The sequence below is a fragment of the Burkholderia sp. Cy-637 genome, from assembly GCF_011753175.1.
Lineage (GTDB): Bacteria > Pseudomonadota > Gammaproteobacteria > Burkholderiales > Burkholderiaceae > Burkholderia > Burkholderia gladioli.
This window is the reverse complement of record NZ_VWWC01000168.1, coordinates 1-15,949: the sequence shown is the minus strand read 5'-3', so window position 1 is coordinate 15,949 and position 15,949 is coordinate 1. Positions and strand designations below refer to the sequence as shown.

Below are 15,949 nucleotides of genomic sequence, written 5' to 3'. Positions count from 1 at the left end.
CACGCTGCCGGCGCGCCGGTCGATCCAGCCGCCGATGAAGGCGCGGGTGCCGAGCCGGGCCGCCACCTGCTCGCCGTCGAGCAGTTCGACCGGCGCGCCGCGGCGTTCCCATTGCCGGGCGCGTGCCTGCAGGGTCGGCAGGAGCCGCGCCGAATGCGTCGGCTGGACCCAGCCGGCCCGCACCGCGTCGCAGGCGATGCCATGACGGGCGATCAGGTCGAACACGGTATCGGCGGCGCCGCCGGCCATCTCGATCAGGGCTTGGCCGTTGCGCTCGCCGAAGCGGTGCAGCAGTTCGTCGGGATCGTACTTGAGGCCGGGGATCACCTGGCCGCCGTTGCGGCCCGAGGCGCCCCAGCCGGGCTCGTGCGCATCGACCACGCGCACCGCGATGCCGCGCTCGGCCAGGTGCAGGGCGCTCGACAGCCCCGTGTAGCCGGCGCCGACGATCGCGACGTCGGTCACCGCCGATTCGGCCAGCGGCGGCGCGTCGACGCCGGGCGGCGCGGTGGCGGCCCACAGCGAGGGCGGCAGGGAGGCAGCGAAGGAGGCGCTCATGTCGCGGACACGGTGGAGGAATGAGGATCGAGCATGCGGCGCAGGAAATCGCGCGTGCGCGGATGCCGTGGATTGCCGAGCACCTCGGCGGCGGCACCCGCCTCGCAGATCCGGCCGTCGTGCAGGAAGGCGACGCGATCGGCGACCTCGCGCGCGAAACCCATCTCGTGCGTGACCACGATCATCGTCATGCCGTCGGCGGCGAGCTGGCGCATCACGCCGAGCACCTCGCCGACCAGCTCGGGATCGAGCGCCGAGGTGGGTTCGTCGAACAGGATCGCGCGCGGCTGCATGGCCAGGGCCCGCGCGATCGCGACGCGCTGCTGCTGGCCGCCCGAGAGCTGGGACGGATAGGCATCGGCGCGATGCGCGAGACCGACCTTGTCGAGCAGCCGGCGCGCGCGTTCGAGGGCCGCCGCGCGGGCTTCCTTCTTGACGTGGAGCGGGCCCTCCAGCACGTTTTCCAGCGCGCTGCGATGCGGGAACAGGTTGAAGCGCTGGAACACCATGCCGACCTGGGTGCGCAGCGCGTGGATGGTGGGCGAGGCGGGATCCACGCGCTGGCCGTCGATGGCGATGCTGCCGCCCTGGTGCGTCTCCAGCCCGTTGATGCAGCGCAGCAGGGTCGACTTGCCCGAGCCGGACGGCCCGATCAGGCAGACCACCTCGCCCGCGCTGACTTCCAGGCTCACGCCCTTGAGCACCTCGGTCTCGCCGAAGCGCTTGTGCAGATCGTCGATGCGGATCATCGCGCCCCCTTCAGGCCGAGGCGGCGTTCGAGCCGGCGCAGGCTCCAGACCAGCGGCAGGCTCAGCGCCAGGTAGAGCAGGGCCACCAGCGTGTAGACGGTCATGTTCTGGAAGGTCGAGGAAGCGATCAACTGGCCGGCGCGCGTCATTTCCGCGACCGTGATGGTCGAGGCCAGCGAGGAATCCTTCAGCATCATCACCAGCGTATTGCCGTAGGGCGGCAGCGCGATGCGGAAGGCCTGCGGCAGCACCACGCGGCGCATGATCATCGCGCCGCGCATGCCGATCGACTGCGCGGCCTCGATCTGGCCGCGGTCGATGGCCTCGATGCCGGCCCGGAAGTTCTCGGCCTGGTAGGCCGAGTAGGCGATGCCCAGGCCGATGCAGCCGGCCTGGAAGGCCGATAGCTGCACGCCGAGATCGGGCAGCACGAAGTAGATATAGAACAACTGGACGATGATCGGCAGCCCGCGGATCACGTTGATCACGGCGGCCGCGCCGCCTGACAGCAGGCGGTTCGGCGAGACCCGCATCAAGGCGAAGGCGAGGCCGACCAGCGTGCTCAGCACGAACGAGCAGACGGTGATCTCGACCGTGACGATCGCGCCCTTGAGCAGGATCGGCAGGAAATCGAGCAGGTTCTGCAGGGACATGGCGAACTCTCCTTGGACGCGACGCGCGGGCGCGTCACTCGACCTGCCATTTCTTGACGATCTGGTTCAGCGTGCCGTCGGCCTTGATCTTGCGGATGCCCTCGTTGAGCTTGTCGAGCGTGTCGCGATCGCCCTTGCGCACCACGAAGCAGACCTGGCCGAGCACCGAGGGCTGGTAGCCCTCGACCAGGCGGATCTTCGGGTTGGGATTCTTCTGCAACTGGTAGGCGAGGATCGGGCGATCGCCGAAGCCGGCCTGGATGCGGCCCAGCGCGACGTCGCGCAGGATGTCGGCGACCGAATCGTAGGTGCGCACCTCCTTGAAAATGCCCTTCTTGTTCAGCGCGTCGACGAAGGCGGTGCCGACCTGGGCGCCCACCACGGCGCCCTTCAGGTCGTCCATCGAGCTGTACTTGCCGGCGTCGCTGGCGGGCACCACCAGCCCCTCGCCGTAGGAATAGACCGTGTCCGAGAAGTCGACCACCTGCTGGCGCGCCGGCGTCTTTAGCATGGCGGCCGAGATGATGTCGATCTTCCTGGTGGTCAGCGAGGGGATCAGGGCGGCGAAGGTGGTCTGCTCGATCTTCACGTCGAAGCCGGCGGCGTGGCCGGTGGCGCTGATCGCGTCGACCAGCAGGCCCTGGATCGCGTTGCTCTTCACGTCGAGGAAGGTGAAGGGCACGCCGGTGGCGGTGGCGCCCACCGTGTAGACGGGCGGCGCGGCCTGGGCCGAAAGGGGCGCGACGGCGGCCAGCGGGGCGAGCGCGCAGGCCAGGACGAGGGCGAAGCGTTTGGCGAACTGAAACATGGGATTGCCTCCTGTGCGGAAGACCAGCCGGTCAGAAATCGATGAACACCTACCGAATCATGGTATTCGAGTCAAAAATATCGATGAAAGATTTTTGCGTATCGATATTCGATATGCTATCGTCGATGCCACATGATGACCATTGGGCGTTTCCATGAGTGAGTCCGACCGGACGCCGGCCGCCGAGGGCGGCGAGGCCAGCAGCGACGCGCTGTTCAACCAGTCGCTGGAGAAGGGCATCGCGGTGCTGCGCGCGTTCGGCGCCCAGCGCCGCTCGATGAGCTTGCAGGAGGTCGCCGACGCGACCGCGATCACCAAGAGTTCGGCGCAGCGGATGATCTACACGCTGGAGCGGCTCGGCTACGTGCGCAAGCATCCGCGCACGCGCCGCTACCAGCTCACGCCGCGCGTGATGCAGATCGGCTTCAGCTACCTGTCGGCGGACATGCTGATCGACGTCGCCAATCCGTTCCTCTCGGAACTGACCAACGTGACCGGCGAAACCACCAACCTGACCGAGCCCGACGGCACGGATATGGTCTACGTCGCGCGCTTCGTCTGTACCAAGTTCGTGCCGATCCACATGCCGATCGGCAGCCGCATCCCGATGTACTGCACGGCTTCGGGGCGTGCTTACCTGGGCGCGTTGCCCGAGCCGGAGGCGCATGCGCTGCTGCTCGCCAGCGAGCGCGTGGCGCATACGCAGTACACCGTCACCGAGATCGCGCCTATCGAGGCGCTGCTCGGCCAGGCGCGACTGCGTGGTTATGCCTCGAATCGCGAGGAGTTGTTCATCGGCGACATGACGATCGCGGCACCCGTGTTCGACGGCGAGCGGCGGCCGGTCGGTTCGGTGCACGTGGTTGCGCCGTCGAGCCGCTGGAGCATCGAGGAAGCCGAGCGCCGGCTGGCGCCGGCCGTGATCGACTGCGCGCGCGGCGTGTCGAATTCGATCCGGACGCTGGCCTGAGCCAAGCGCCCTGGATGGGGGAAGGGGAATCGGCGATGGCGGCCGTGAGCCGCCCGCTTGAAAGCGGCAGGCTCAGTAGCTGCCGTTGGCGAAGCGCGCGATCGGATCGTCGCCGCTGCCGGGGAGGTTGCCGGAGGCGGTCGAGGCGCGGATGATCCGCACGCCTTCGGGGGCTGCCGAGCGGGCTTGCTGGGCAGCGGCGCGGGCGGTCGGCGGGGGTGGCTCGAAGGCATCGGCCGCGGCGTCGATCGGGTCCGGCGCGCGGTTCGCTGCCGTTGAGCTTGCCGTTGCCGTGACGGGCGGCGAAGAAACCGGCGCATATTGCGGCGCGGCCATGCTGGTGTCGACCTCGGGCGGGCGCGGCGTCACGGCCGCGGTGGTGGCGCCGGCCGCGCGGGCCTGCTGCTGCGCGGCCGACAGCGCGGACGGCGGCGGCTCGAACTGATCCTCGCCGGCGGCGGCCGCGAGGCGCGGCGGCGGCGCGGTATCGACGGCTGTCGTCGTGGTCGCGATGGGGGCGGCAGTCGCCTGAATCGGCGTCGGCGCGACACGTGCCGGCGTGCTTTCCGCGCGCGCCGCGGCATAAACGGGCGCGGCGGCGGCCGGCGCCGCCTGCGGCACAGGAGCCGTATCGGGCTGGCGATTGTCGGCCTCGTAGGTCGGCGTGTCGAACGGCGCCGGCGCGTGACGTGCCGGCGCGACGCGCCGGATGCCGTCGAAATGCTTGGCCCAATAAGGGTTCGTCAGGTAGTCGAGGCGCACCGTGCCGCCTGTCGAGGGCGCATTCACGAAGCGCAGCTTGCCGACGTAGATGCCGACGTGCGAATGCGGGCGGCCGGTGGTGTTGAAGAACACCAGGTCGCCGGGGGCGATCTCGTCGGGTTCGATCGATTCGCCGCGCGTGCTCATCTCCGCCGTGGTGCGCGGCAGCGAGACGTTGGCCGCGCGCGACACGATATAGCGCACCAGCCCGCTGCAGTCGAAGCCGCTGTCCGGCGTATTGCCGCCCCAGCGATAGGGGATGCCGACCAGGCTCATGGCCTGGATCGGGATTTCCTCGCGGCCGATGCTGTGATCGACGAAGTTCGGGAAGCCGCGCGGCGGCGCAAAGGCGCGTGGCGTGGTGATGCGCGGGGCGGCACCGGTGCGCGTCGACGACTGCTGCGGCGCGGTCGAGCACGCGGCGAGCAGGGAAACGACGACGACGGACAGCCAGATTCGCAGCATCGGAAGAGGGCAGGCGCCGAATGAGGCGCCTATCGTATGACCACGGGTAAAGCGGATGGTAGTCGCTCCGGCGCGGCTTCGGCAAGAATTCTTCATGAATGACATGAGAAGTTGCCCGATTTTCGAGCAGCGCATTGGAGTTTTTGCGCAAAAACCCTGGCCCCAAATGCCTCATGGTGAAATATGGGGATGAATCAAACATCGCTGCCACCATGAAAAAAGCGCTCCCGAAGGAGCGCTTTTGGGTGCCGCCGAGCGAAACGTCGCTCAGAGGATGTCGGACGCGTAGTCGGCCAGCCGCGAGCGTTCGCCACGCGCGAGCGTGACGTGGCCGCTGTGGCCCCAGCCCTTGAAGCGGTCGACCACGTAGGTCAGGCCCGAGCTGCCCTCGGTGAGGTAGGGCGTGTCGATCTGCGCGATATTGCCGAGGCAGACGATCTTGGTGCCGGGGCCCGCGCGCGTGACCAGCGTCTTCATCTGCTTGGGCGTGAGGTTCTGCGCCTCGTCGATGATCAGGTACTTGTCGACGAAGGTGCGCCCGCGCATGAAGTTCATGCTCTTGACCTTCAGGCGCGAGCGGATCAGCTCCTGGGTGGCCGCGCGGCCCCATTCGCCGGCCGCGTCGTCGGTCTTCTGCAGCACTTCCAGGTTGTCGTCGAAGGCGCCCATCCAGGGCTGCATCTTCTCTTCCTCGGTACCGGGCAGGAAGCCGATGTCCTCGCCGACCGGCACCGTCGCGCGCGTCACGATGATCTCGTTGTAGCGCTTGTCGTCGAGCACCTGGGCCAGGCCCGCGGCCAGCGCGACCAGGGTCTTGCCGGTACCGGCCTGGCCGAGCAGCGTGACGAAGTCGATCTCCGGGTTCATCAGCAGGTTCAGCGCGAAGTTCTGCTCGCGGTTGCGCGCCATGATGCCCCACACGTTGTTCTTGTGGTGGCTGTAGTCGCGCAGCGTCTGCAGCAGCGCCGTCTTGCCGTTGAGCTCGCGCACGATCGCGTGGAAGGTCGGCTCGCCGTTCTGCGGCTCGAGGAACACGAACTCGTTGACCAGCATCGAGGCGACCATCGGGCCCGTCACGCGGTAGTAGGTGGTGCCCGTCTTGGTGTCCTGCCAGCTCTCCATGCCCTTGGCATGCTTGGTCCAGAAGTCCTGCGGCAGCTCGCGCACGCCCGAGTACAGCAGGTCGGTGTCCTCGAGCACCTGGTCGTTGAAGTAGTCCTCGGCGGGCAGGCCCAGCGCGTGGGCCTTGATCCGCATGTTGATGTCCTTCGACACCAGCACCACCAGGCGGTCGCTGCGCTCGCGCTGCAGCGCGCGCACCACGCCGAGGATCTGGTTGTCGGCCTTGCCCTGCGGCAGGCCCTCGACCGGCTCGATATCGTTGAGCGTGGTCTGGAAGTACAGGCGGCCGACCGCTTCGCGGCTGCCCAGGCGCGACAGCGGGATGCCGGCCGTGATCGGGCCGCCGTCGGCCACCAGCGCGTCGAGCGTGCGGCTGACCTGGCGCGCGTTGCGCGCCACTTCGGACATGCCCTTCTTGTGGTTGTCGAGCTCTTCCAACGTCATCATCGGCAGATAGACGTCGTGCTCCTCGAAGCGGAACAGGCTGCTCGGGTCGTGCATCAGCACGTTGGTGTCGAGCACGAACAGCTTCTGCTGCTCGACCGCAGCGGCCTTGCGTCCGCGCGTGGTCTTGCCGGCCTCGCGCGCAGGAGCGGCGTGGGTCGCGGGCGCGCGGCCGGCGGGTGCCTCGGCGCGGGCGACCGGCGCCGCGGGGGCGGCGGGCGCGGCGGGCGCGGCGGCCGGGGTCGGTACCGGCGTGAGCAGGGCGGCGGTCTGCCTGGACTTGCGGCTGCGCGCCGGCGCCGGGGCGCTGGCGGGCGCGGCGCTGTCGACCGCGTGCAGCGCGGCCGGCGTGTTGGCGGCGGCGGCCATCGGTTCGGCGACGCTGGTGCTGGCGTAGTCGGCCGCGGCGGCGCTGGCCGTGTCCCCTTCGGCGGCGCGTTTCGCGGTCTTGGCCGGACGCGCTTTCACCTTGTATTCGTCGGGCGGCAGCAGACTGCCGAGCTTGCTGGGGGGAGTAGGCAAAGGCATGGTGTCCCTCGAGAGGAATCGTGTCGCTTGGGGTGCGCCGCGGTTCGCATCCTGTCACGCGAGGCGTGCAGTTTGCGCGCGGTGGCGCACAGGAGTATCAAATCGCCGGTTCGCCTAGTTTTCGGTCAGCTCCTTGACGGGAAGAGACGCGGCGGGCGCAGCGTGCCGCAAAAGACCATGAAAAAAGCCGCTGCCCCCGAACAGGGACAAGCGGCTCGGCTTCTTGCTGCGTAGCACTGCGCGTCACGGGCCAACGAAACTCGCGCCGACCGACTGCGCAGCTACGAAAAAGAGTGGACTGACGGGCATTCATTGCGGCCCAATATAACCCGCCTCAAAGCGCTTGTACAGCGCCGAGCACCTCGTCGACGTGGCCCGGCACCTTGATGCCGCGCCACTCGCGGCGCAGTACCCCGTCGCCGTCGATCAGGAAGGTCGAGCGCTCAATGCCGCGCACTTCCTTGCCATACATTTTCTTCAGTTTCATGACACCGAACATCGCGCAGAGCGTTTCATCGGGGTCCGAAATCAAGGGGAAGGGCAGCTCCAGCTTGGCCTTGAAATTGTCGTGCGAGCGCAGGCTGTCGCGCGAGACGCCGACGATCTCGGCGCCGGCCTTCTTGAACTTCGGGTACAGATCGCGGAACTGCAAACCTTCGGTGGTGCAGCCCGGCGTATTGTCCTTCGGGTAGAAATACAGCACGAGCTTCTTGCCGTTCAGCGCCGACAGCGTGAAATCGCCGCCGGTCGCCGGTGCGGTGAAATCGGGAATTTGACGGTCGATTTCGACGGACACGGGATTCTCCTGTTGTTATCGGCGGCACGACGCTTCGTCGTGCCGGACATGGCGGGAAAGAGGACGGCGCGCCGGCTGGCGATCAGTCGGGCTGGACGATCAGTTCGCCGGAGCGGCCGGGGATCTCGCCCCACGTGACAGGGTACGATGGCAGCGAGTCGAGGTCCAGCGCGGCATGATAGTCGCCCATCGTCGCGAAGGTGTGACCCTGGGCGCGCCAGCCGGCCAGCAGTTGCTCGAACACCGGCGCGAGCTTCTGGCCTTCGAGCTCGGCATGCAGCGTGAACACCTGGTCGTGCGGATTGCGTTCGGTGCGCGCCAGCAGGTGGGCGGCGACGTTCGATTCGTCGATGCCGTCGATGCCGAGCACCTCGTCGAGCGTCGGCAGGGTGGTGGGCAACTGCACGTGATCCAGCGTGCGGCCCGCCAGCACCGGGCGATAGGGCCCGTGGCCGCGGCCGTCGGAGGCATAGTGCATGCCCCAGGCGTCGATCTGCTCGAAGGCCGCCGGGTTCATCTGCCAGCCGGCCGCGCCGTGCGTGACGGGCGGCGCGCCGAAGATCTCGATGAAGCGCGCGTGGCTCTTGCCCATCTCGTGGGCCGTCCAGTCGCGCTCGCGGCTGCGCACGTTGTCCTGCCAGTAGACGTGATCCCAGGTGTGGATGCCGCATTCGAAGCCGGCCTCGTGGATCGCGCGCATCTCGCCCACCGCGCGGCGCCCGATGTCGGGCCCCGGCAGCAGCACGCCGTACATCAGCTGGCGGATCCCGTAATGCTCGATCACCGAGGTGCGCGAGACCTTCTTCAGGAAGCCGGGCCGCAGCACGCGGCGCATCGCCCAGCCGGTGTGATCGGGGCCGAGGCTGAACAGGAAGGTCGCGCGCGCGGCATGGCGATCGAAGATGCGCGCCAGGTTCGGCACGCCTTCGCGCGTGCCGCGCAGCGTATCGACGTCGATCTTGAGGACGATGCGGGCCAAGGCGTCAGTTTTGCTGTTCGACCAGGGCGCGCGCGTCGGCCACGTGGCCGCGATACGCCTCGAAGATGTTGCGCAGCGCGTCGTCGAAGGTCGACTGCGGCGCCCAGCCGAGCTCCTGCATGGTGTTGTCGATCTTCGGCACGCGGTTCTGCACGTCCTGGTAGCCGTTGCCGTAGTAGGCGCCGGAGGTCGTCTCGACCAGTTGCACCTGCTTGGCCGAGGCCGCGTACTCGGGGAATTCGGCGGCCAGCTCGAGCATCTTGTTGGCCAGCTCGCGCACCGAGTAGTTGTTGTGCGGATTGCCGATGTTGTAGATCTTGCCCGAGGCGATGCCGTCCGGGTTCTCGATGATCTTCATCAGCGCGCTGATGCCGTCGTCGACATACGTGAAGGCGCGCTTCTGCGAGCCGCCGTCCACCAGGCTGATGTTCTCGCCGCGCACGATGTGGCCGAGGAACTGCGTGACCACGCGCGAGCTGCCTTCCTTGGGCGTGTAGATCGAGTCCAGGCCCGGGCCGATCCAGTTGAACGGACGGAACAGCGTGAAGTTCAGGCCTTCCATGCCGTAGCCCCAGATCACGCGGTCCATCAGCTGCTTGGAGCAGGCGTAGATCCAGCGCGGCTTGTTGATCGGGCCGTAGGTCAGCGCCGAGGCATCCGGGTCGAACTGCTCGTCCGAGCACATGCCGTAGACCTCGGAGGTCGACGGAAACACCAGGTGCTTGCGATACTTGACGGCCGAACGCACGATCGGCAGGTTCGCCTCGAAGTCGAGCTCGAACACGCGCAGCGGCTGCTGCACGTAGGTGGCGGGCGTGGCGATCGCCACCAGCGGCAGGATCACGTCGCACTTCTTGACGTGATACTCCACCCACTCCTTGTTGATGGTGATGTCGCCTTCGAAGAAGTGCATCCGCTCGTGGTTGACGAGATCGCCAAGCCGATCGGTCTGCATGTCCATCCCGAACACTTCCCAATCGGTGGTTTCAAGAATGCGCTTCGACAGGTGATGGCCGATGAAGCCGTTCACACCGAGGATCAGGACTTTTTTTGCTTTCATGACTGACGGGAAGAATCAATGAACTGCGCGAATTGAGCGGGAGACAGGACCGTCTCGTGGTCCGGACGGCCAGGATGCTGCTCGCGCAGCTCGAGGATGGAGACGGCGCGGCTGTCGCCGCAGACGCCGAATAGCGCATTATCGCTTACGTGCAGCCCCGGCGGCAAATCCCGCGCGGCTTGCGCGGCGGGCGAGCCGGGCGCGGCCAGGCGCGCCCGGGCCACCACGAAGCGGCGGCCGTGCAGCTCGGTAAAGGCGCCCGGATAAGGGGGCGCGACCGCCCGGATCAGGTTGTAGACCTCGGCGGCCGGCTTCGACCAGTCGAGGCGGCCGTCCTCGGGCTTGCGCCCGCCGAAGTAGCTGCCCTGCGAGAGATCGTTCGGCAGGTGCGGCGCCTCGCCGGCCAGCAGCGCCGGCAGCACGCGCCAGAGCGTCTGCTCGGCGGCCACGGTGACCTTGTCGAACACCTGGGCGGCGGTGTCGTCGGGCAGGATCGGCACCGCGGTCTGGCCGAGGATGGCGCCCGCGTCGGGCTTGGCGGCCATCTCGTGCAGGGTCGCGCCGGTCTCGGTCTCGCCGCGCAGCACCGCCCAGTTGGTCGGCACGCGGCCGCGGTACTTCGGCAGCAGCGAGCCGTGCATGTTGTAGGCGCCGCGCGCGGCCAGCGCGAGCAGCGCGACCGGCAGCATGTGCCGGTAGTAGAACGAAAAGATGAAATCCGGTTGCGCGGCGGCCACCGCCTCGCGCAGTTCCGCGCCGGCCGGATCGGCCGGCGTGATCACCGCGATGCCGTGCTCGCGCGCCACCGAGGCGACGCTGCCGAACCAGATGTTCTCGCTCGGGCTGTCCTCGTGGGTGACCACCAGGGCGACCTCGACGCCGCGCGCGAGCAGCACCTGCAGGCAGCGCACGCCGACGTTGTGATAGGCGAAGACGACCGCGCGCGGCTTCATCGCGAGGCCTCGCCGGCGGTGCCCGGCAGCGGCAGGTGGGCGCGCTCGGCGCGCTCCTCGAGCACGGTCTGGATCAGGTAGCGCGGCCGCGCGCGCACCTGCTGGTAGATCCGGCCGATGTACTCGCCGAGCAGGCCCAGCGCGAAGATGATCACGCCGAGCAGGAAGAAGGTGATGGCGAATAGCGTGAACACGCCCTGGACTTCCGCGCCGACGATGAAGCGGCGGATCAGCAGCAGCAGGAACAGCGCGGCCGAGCCGATCGAGAGGATCACGCCGACGAAGGACAGCCATTGCAGCGGCACCACCGAGAAGCCGGTGACCAGGTCGAAGTTCAGGCGGATCAGGCTGTACAGCGAGTACTTCGATTCGCCCGCGAAGCGCTCCTCGTGCGCGACGTCGATCTCGGTCGGGTTCTGCGCGAAGGTGTAGGCCAGCGCCGGGATGAAGGTGTTGACCTCGCCGCAGCGGTTGATGGTGTCGATGATCTGGCGATTGTAGGCGCGCAGCATGCAGCCCTGGTCGGTCATCTTGATGCGCGTGATGCGCTCGCGCAGCCGGTTCATCGCGGCCGAGGCCTTGCGGCGGAACAGGCTGTCCTGGCGCTGCATGCGGATCGTGCCGACGTAGTCGTAGCCTTCGCGCATCTTGTGCACCAGCTTGCCGATCTCCTCGGGCGGGTTCTGCAGGTCGGCGTCGAGCGTGATCACGATCTGGCCGCGCGACTGCTCGAAGCCGGCGAGGATCGCCATGTGCTGGCCGTAGTTGCCGTTGAGCAGGACCACGCGCGTGGTGTCGGGGCGCTTGCGGAACTGCTCGGCGAGCAGGGCTGCCGAGCGGTCGCGGCTGCCGTCGTTGATGAAGATCACTTCGTACGCCGCATCGAGCGCGTCGAGCGCCGGATACAGTCGGGCGAAGAGCGCGGCGAGCCCGTCTTCCTCGTTGTACACGGGGATGACGATCGAGACTTCCGGGTTCGTGGCGCGTGTTTCAGGGTGAGTCATTTCCGCTTATTTTCCGTATCGTTCGCAAATCTGGTTGATCGCCTCGACCACGCGCCCGACCTCCGCCTCGCTCATCTGCGTAAACAGCGGCAGGGTGACGGTCGACGCGCCGAAGCGCTCGGCGTGCGGGAACATGCCTTCGTGGAAGCCGCGCGCGCGATAGAGCGTGAACAGGTGGATCGCCGGGTAGTGCACGCCCGAGCCGATGCCGGCTTCCTTCAGTTGCGCCATGAATTCGCCGCGCGTGAGCGAGAGCCGCTCCAGCGGCAGCGTGATCTGGAACATGTGCCAGTTGCCGTGCTCGAAATCGGCGAGCGGCAGGCCCACGCCCAGCGCCACCGCCGGGCTCGCCTCGAAGGCGGCGAAATAGGCGCGCGCCAGGCGCCGGCGCTGCTCGGTGAAACGCTCGATCTGCGCGAGCTGGCCGAGGCCGACGCGGGCCGCGACATCGGTCAGATTGTACTTGCCGCCCAGCACGTCGCAGTCCATGCCGTCCAGGCCGGTGCGCGTCACACCCTGCAGGCGGTACTTCTGGGCCAGGATCGCCTCGTCCTCGTCGTTGAGCACCAGCGCGCCGCCCTCGATCGAGGTGACGTTCTTGTTCGGGTGGAAGCTGAACGAGACGATGTCGCCGAACGCGCCGATGCGCTTGCCCTTCCAGGTCGAGCCGAGCGCCTGCGCGGCGTCCTCGATCACGCGCAGCTTGTGTTCGCGCGCGATCGCGTAGAGCCGGTCCATGTCGACCGGCAGCCCGGCCAGATAGACGGGGATCACGGCCTTGGTGCGCGGCGTGATGGCGCGCTCGAGCGCGTCCAGGTCGAGGTTGCGGGTGGCCGGGTCGATGTCGACGAACACCGGCGTGGCGCCCACCTCGAGGATCACGTTGGCGGTGGCGACCCAGCTCGCCGGGGTGGTGATCACCTCGTCGCCGGCGCCGACGCCGGCGATGCGCAGGCCGATCTCGAGCGTCGCGGTGCCCGAGTTGAAGCTGCGCACCGGGCGTCCGCCGCAATACTCGGACAGGGCGGCCTCGAAGCGCTGGTTCTGCGGGCCGGTGGTGATCCAGCCGGAACGGAGCACCTCGGTCACGCCCTGGATGGTTTCCTCGTCGATTTCCGGTCGGGTGAGCGGCAAGAACGGCACGGATGTCTGGCTCATGGCGGCGATGGTCTTTAAATGGGGTTGGATCGTATGCGATCCGGCATGCGCATTAAACACTGGTTCGCGAGATTACAACGTCTCTTTTTGTGGGGGGAAGAGGGGGAAGCCGCGATGCCGCGGCTTCGTGCCGTCGCCGGGTCCCTTCCTCGTTCCTTCCGCTCCCCGGCGCTCAGCTGCGCGCGAGCACCAGCACGCCGATCAGGATGATGCCGATGCCGATCAGGCGCTGCATCGACAGCACCTCGCCGAACAGGTACCAGGCGGCGAAGGCGTTGACCACGTAGCCGAGCGAGAGCATCGGGTAGGCGATCGAGACGTCCACGCGCGACAGGCCGACGATCCAGACCACCACGCTCAGCACGTAGCAGCCCAGCCCGCCGATGATCGGCAACTGGGTGGCGATCTTGAAGCCGACCGGGATGATGTTGGCGCGCGTGAATTCGAAATGGCCGACGGCATTGACGCCGGCCTTCAGCAGCAATTGCGCGCAGGCGTTGAGCAGCACGCCGGTGACGATGCAGACGAGCGAGACGGGATTCATCGGTTCGGCGTTCCTCAGGATTGGGGCTTCTCGACGACCACGCGGCGGTTGTCGCGCGCGATCAGCTTCATCGGCAGGCCGACCTTGAGCAGCGCCTCGTAGCGCTCGGGGCGCATCACCGCGATCGCGGCGGGCTCGGCGCGCCAGCGGCGCTCCCATTCCTCGATGGTCGGCACCCATTTCTGCGGCTCGCGCGAGATGCCGAACGTGAGTTCGTCCTGGTAGGCCACCAGGGTGGTGGTATGGCCGACGTAGAAGGGCAGCGTGTGGTCGAGCATCTCGACCGCGTAGAACGGCGTGTCGGGCGGCAGCCTGGCGAATTCGGCGCGGATCGCCGGCGCCAGCAGCGCGCCCGAGCTGTAGCGGCCGAAGGCGTCGTGGCCGGTGCCGCCGATGGTGCCCAGCAGCAGCCAGGCGAGGCCGAACACGAAGGCGGTGGCGGCGATGCCGGCCTTGCCGCGGCGGTTGACCCACAGCGCCACCAGGGTCAGCACGAAGGCGACTGCCAGCGCCGCCCACACCCAGTGCTGGAATTCCACGTACTGCGAATTCGGGGTGCGTTCGTCGCCGAGCTGGCCGAGCACCGCGCAGCCGGCGGCGGCCGCGACCAGGAACAGGAGGTAGCCGATCAGGTGCAGGCGGTAGCGCTCGCGTGCCACCAGCGGCAGGTAGGCGCCCAGCACCAGGGCCAGCGAGGGCGCGATCGGCAGCACATAGGACACCAGCTTCGAGTGCGAGGCGCTGAAGAACAGGAAGATGAACCCGCTCCAGACCAGCAGCACCATCATCGGCGCGAAGCCGTTGGGCTGGCGCGGCATGCGCCAGGCGTGGCGCAGGCTCTGCACGGCGATCGACAGCCAGGGCAGGAAGCCCACCAGCAGCACCGCCACGAAGTAGTAGATGGGGCCCGGGCGGTTCTGCTCGGGCGTCAGGTAGCGGCGGAACTGCTGGACCACGAAGAAGAAGTCGAAGAATTCGGGATTGCGCTGCTGCACCAGCACGAACCAGGGCGTGGCGAGCGCGAAGAAGATCACCACGCCGCTGACCAGGTGCAGGCGCTTCCACAGCGCCCAGTCGCGCGCGATCAGCGTGTAGAGCACCAGCACCGCGCCGGGCAGGATCACGCCGACCAGGCCCTTGGAGAGCACCGCGAGCGCCATCGAGGCCCAGCACAGCCACATCCAGCCGCGCGTCGCGCCGGTGGCGAGGCCCGGGCGCTGGGCCAGCAGCAGCGCGCAGAGCGTGACCGTCATCCAGAACGACAGGCCCATGTCGAGCGTGTTGAAGTGGCCCATCAGGTTCCAGTACGGCGAGGCGGCCAGCACCACCGCGGCGCACAGGCCCGCCACCGGGTTGAACACGCGCGCGCCGGTGTAGCCCACCAGCAGGATCCCGCCGAAGCTGACCAGCGCCGTGTAGAGGCGCGCCTGCCAGGCGCCGATGCCGAACCAGGCGAAGCTCAGGGCATTGAGCCAGGTCTGCAGCGGCGGCTTTTCGAAATACTTGTAGCCGTTGTAGCGCGGCGTGATCCAGTCGCCGGTCACGAACATCTCGCGCGCCATCTCGGCGTAGCGGCCTTCGTCGCTGGGGATCAGGTGGCGCAGCCCGAGCGGGCCGAACCAGATCAGCGCGAGGCCCAGCAGGATCAGTAGGAGTACGGCACGGTTGAGCGGCAGCCTCGATGGCGTATCGGTCATGGAGTCGGTCAGCCTGTCAGACGAACGGAAAACGGAATTCGGAATCGGAAAAGCGGCATGCCGCGGGCGCGGCGCCGCCGGCTTTGTAACGCATCGCGCCTTAACGTTCAATTAAAGACGCTTCGATCCCTCGATGTCGGTTCGGATGATGGGAGGGATCGGAGGGATGATGGAGCCGGGCCGGGATGCCGGGACGAGCGGCGCGCCTCAGGCGGCCGGACGTTCGATCAGCAGCGCCGCGGCCACCTTGCGGCCTTCGCCCATCAGGATGTTGTAGGTCCGGCAGGCGGCCTGGAAGTCCATGGTCTCGACGCCGATCCGGCGCGCGGCCAGTGCGGCGGTCAGCCGCGGATGCGGGAAGCGCAGGCGCGCGCCGCTGCCGAAGATCACGACTTCCGGGGACGGATCGAGCAGCAGCTCGAAATGGCGGGCCTCCAGCGCCTCGAAGGCGTCGACCGGCCAGGCCATCACGGGCGCGGCCGGCAGCACGATCACGCTGTGCTCGTGGCGTGCCAGGTTGATGTCGACGTAGTCGGGGCCGTAGCCGGTGACGGTATTGAGCGCCTCGCTCGGGTCCTGATGCAGTTTCAAATCGTTGTCCGCGGTATCGGTTGGGCCGGTTGCACCGTTTTGGCCCGCGCCCGGTCGGGGCGGGCCCGGCCGGCGCGCCGGCCGCCAGGGGCTCGGGCGGGCGCGCCG

The 15,949-nt window shown here is 68.0% G+C and carries 16 protein-coding genes and 1 pseudogene; 2 read left to right on the top strand and 15 right to left on the bottom strand.

Translation table 11 applies throughout. The annotated features are described in order from the left end of the window. The 4 genes from F3J10_RS29340 to F3J10_RS29325 all read right to left on the bottom strand — a co-directional run. Window positions 1-558: FAD-dependent oxidoreductase (locus F3J10_RS29340; RefSeq protein ID WP_167243576.1), on the bottom strand; the 558-nt coding region annotated here is incomplete at its 3' end. Continuing rightward, window positions 555-1,307, bottom strand: a complete 753-nt coding sequence (locus F3J10_RS29335) for an amino acid ABC transporter ATP-binding protein (RefSeq protein WP_167243575.1) — start codon at window positions 1,305-1,307, stop codon at window positions 555-557. The genes F3J10_RS29335 and F3J10_RS29340, both read right to left, overlap by 4 nt. Further along, entirely contained in the window at window positions 1,304-1,960 is a 657-nt protein-coding gene (locus tag F3J10_RS29330) for an amino acid ABC transporter permease (protein WP_167234591.1), read from the bottom strand. Before F3J10_RS29330 ends, F3J10_RS29335 begins: the two co-directional genes overlap by 4 nt. Before the next feature lie 34 nt (window positions 1,961-1,994). Continuing rightward, complete coding sequence (locus F3J10_RS29325) at window positions 1,995-2,768, bottom strand: ABC transporter substrate-binding protein (RefSeq protein WP_025097623.1); 774 nt, start codon at window positions 2,766-2,768, stop codon at window positions 1,995-1,997. A 154-nt stretch (window positions 2,769-2,922) separates the two neighbouring features. Between F3J10_RS29325 and F3J10_RS29320 the strand changes: the two genes are divergently transcribed. Continuing rightward, window positions 2,923-3,738 (top strand): IclR family transcriptional regulator, encoded by an 816-nt coding sequence (locus tag F3J10_RS29320; RefSeq protein ID WP_013698292.1) that lies wholly within the window; start codon window positions 2,923-2,925, stop codon window positions 3,736-3,738. A gap of 72 nt (window positions 3,739-3,810) precedes the next feature. Here F3J10_RS29320 and F3J10_RS29315 read toward each other — a convergent pair whose 3' ends face one another. Together F3J10_RS29315 and F3J10_RS29310 are read right to left on the bottom strand one after the other, a co-directional pair. Beyond that, complete coding sequence (locus F3J10_RS29315; protein ID WP_167243574.1) at window positions 3,811-4,965, bottom strand: C40 family peptidase; 1,155 nt, start codon at window positions 4,963-4,965, stop codon at window positions 3,811-3,813. Between the two features lie 267 nt (window positions 4,966-5,232). After that, entirely contained in the window at window positions 5,233-7,059 is a 1,827-nt protein-coding gene (locus F3J10_RS29310; RefSeq protein WP_167243573.1) for a PhoH family protein, read from the bottom strand. Between F3J10_RS29310 and F3J10_RS36695 the strand changes: the two are divergent. Then, window positions 6,991-7,196 (top strand): annotated as a pseudogene (locus F3J10_RS36695) (hypothetical protein); the annotation flags it as partial. The gene F3J10_RS29310 and the pseudogene F3J10_RS36695 sit on opposite strands and share 69 nt — an antisense overlap. A gap of 197 nt (window positions 7,197-7,393) precedes the next feature. On the opposite strand, the gene F3J10_RS29305 reads toward F3J10_RS36695, so the two are convergent. The 9 genes from F3J10_RS29305 to F3J10_RS29265 all read right to left on the bottom strand — a co-directional run bounded on the left by F3J10_RS29305 (window position 7,394) and on the right by F3J10_RS29265 (window position 15,841). Then, the gene (locus F3J10_RS29305) at window positions 7,394-7,855 is read right to left on the bottom strand and encodes a peroxiredoxin (RefSeq protein WP_025097627.1); all 462 of its coding nucleotides are present in this window, start codon (window positions 7,853-7,855) and stop codon (window positions 7,394-7,396) included. 82 nt (window positions 7,856-7,937) lie between these two features. Beyond that, window positions 7,938-8,834, bottom strand: a complete 897-nt coding sequence (locus tag F3J10_RS29300) for a polysaccharide deacetylase family protein (protein ID WP_167243572.1) — start codon at window positions 8,832-8,834, stop codon at window positions 7,938-7,940. A 4-nt stretch (window positions 8,835-8,838) separates the two neighbouring features. Then, window positions 8,839-9,894, bottom strand: coding sequence for a bifunctional UDP-4-keto-pentose/UDP-xylose synthase (locus tag F3J10_RS29295; RefSeq protein WP_013698287.1), 1,056 nt, complete (start codon window positions 9,892-9,894; stop codon window positions 8,839-8,841). Continuing rightward, on the bottom strand, window positions 9,891-10,847 hold the full coding sequence (locus F3J10_RS29290; RefSeq protein ID WP_017920888.1) for a formyltransferase: 957 nt from the start codon (window positions 10,845-10,847) through the stop codon (window positions 9,891-9,893). Before F3J10_RS29290 ends, F3J10_RS29295 begins: the two co-directional genes overlap by 4 nt. Beyond that, window positions 10,844-11,851: a glycosyltransferase gene (locus F3J10_RS29285; protein ID WP_166916351.1), complete on the bottom strand. Its 1,008-nt coding sequence runs from the start codon at window positions 11,849-11,851 to the stop codon at window positions 10,844-10,846. The genes F3J10_RS29290 and F3J10_RS29285 overlap by 4 nt, the downstream gene beginning before the upstream one ends. A 6-nt stretch (window positions 11,852-11,857) precedes the next feature. After that, window positions 11,858-13,009, bottom strand: coding sequence for a DegT/DnrJ/EryC1/StrS aminotransferase family protein (locus F3J10_RS29280; protein WP_166916353.1), 1,152 nt, complete (start codon window positions 13,007-13,009; stop codon window positions 11,858-11,860). A 172-nt stretch (window positions 13,010-13,181) separates the two neighbouring features. Then, window positions 13,182-13,553: an EamA family transporter gene (locus F3J10_RS29275; protein WP_025097631.1), complete on the bottom strand. Its 372-nt coding sequence runs from the start codon at window positions 13,551-13,553 to the stop codon at window positions 13,182-13,184. A gap of 14 nt (window positions 13,554-13,567) precedes the next feature. After that, complete coding sequence (locus F3J10_RS29270; RefSeq protein WP_167243571.1) at window positions 13,568-15,250, bottom strand: glycosyltransferase family 39 protein; 1,683 nt, start codon at window positions 15,248-15,250, stop codon at window positions 13,568-13,570. A 207-nt stretch (window positions 15,251-15,457) separates the two neighbouring features. Then, window positions 15,458-15,841: an Mth938-like domain-containing protein gene (locus F3J10_RS29265; protein ID WP_013698281.1), complete on the bottom strand. Its 384-nt coding sequence runs from the start codon at window positions 15,839-15,841 to the stop codon at window positions 15,458-15,460. Between the last annotated feature and the right edge of the window lie 108 nt (window positions 15,842-15,949).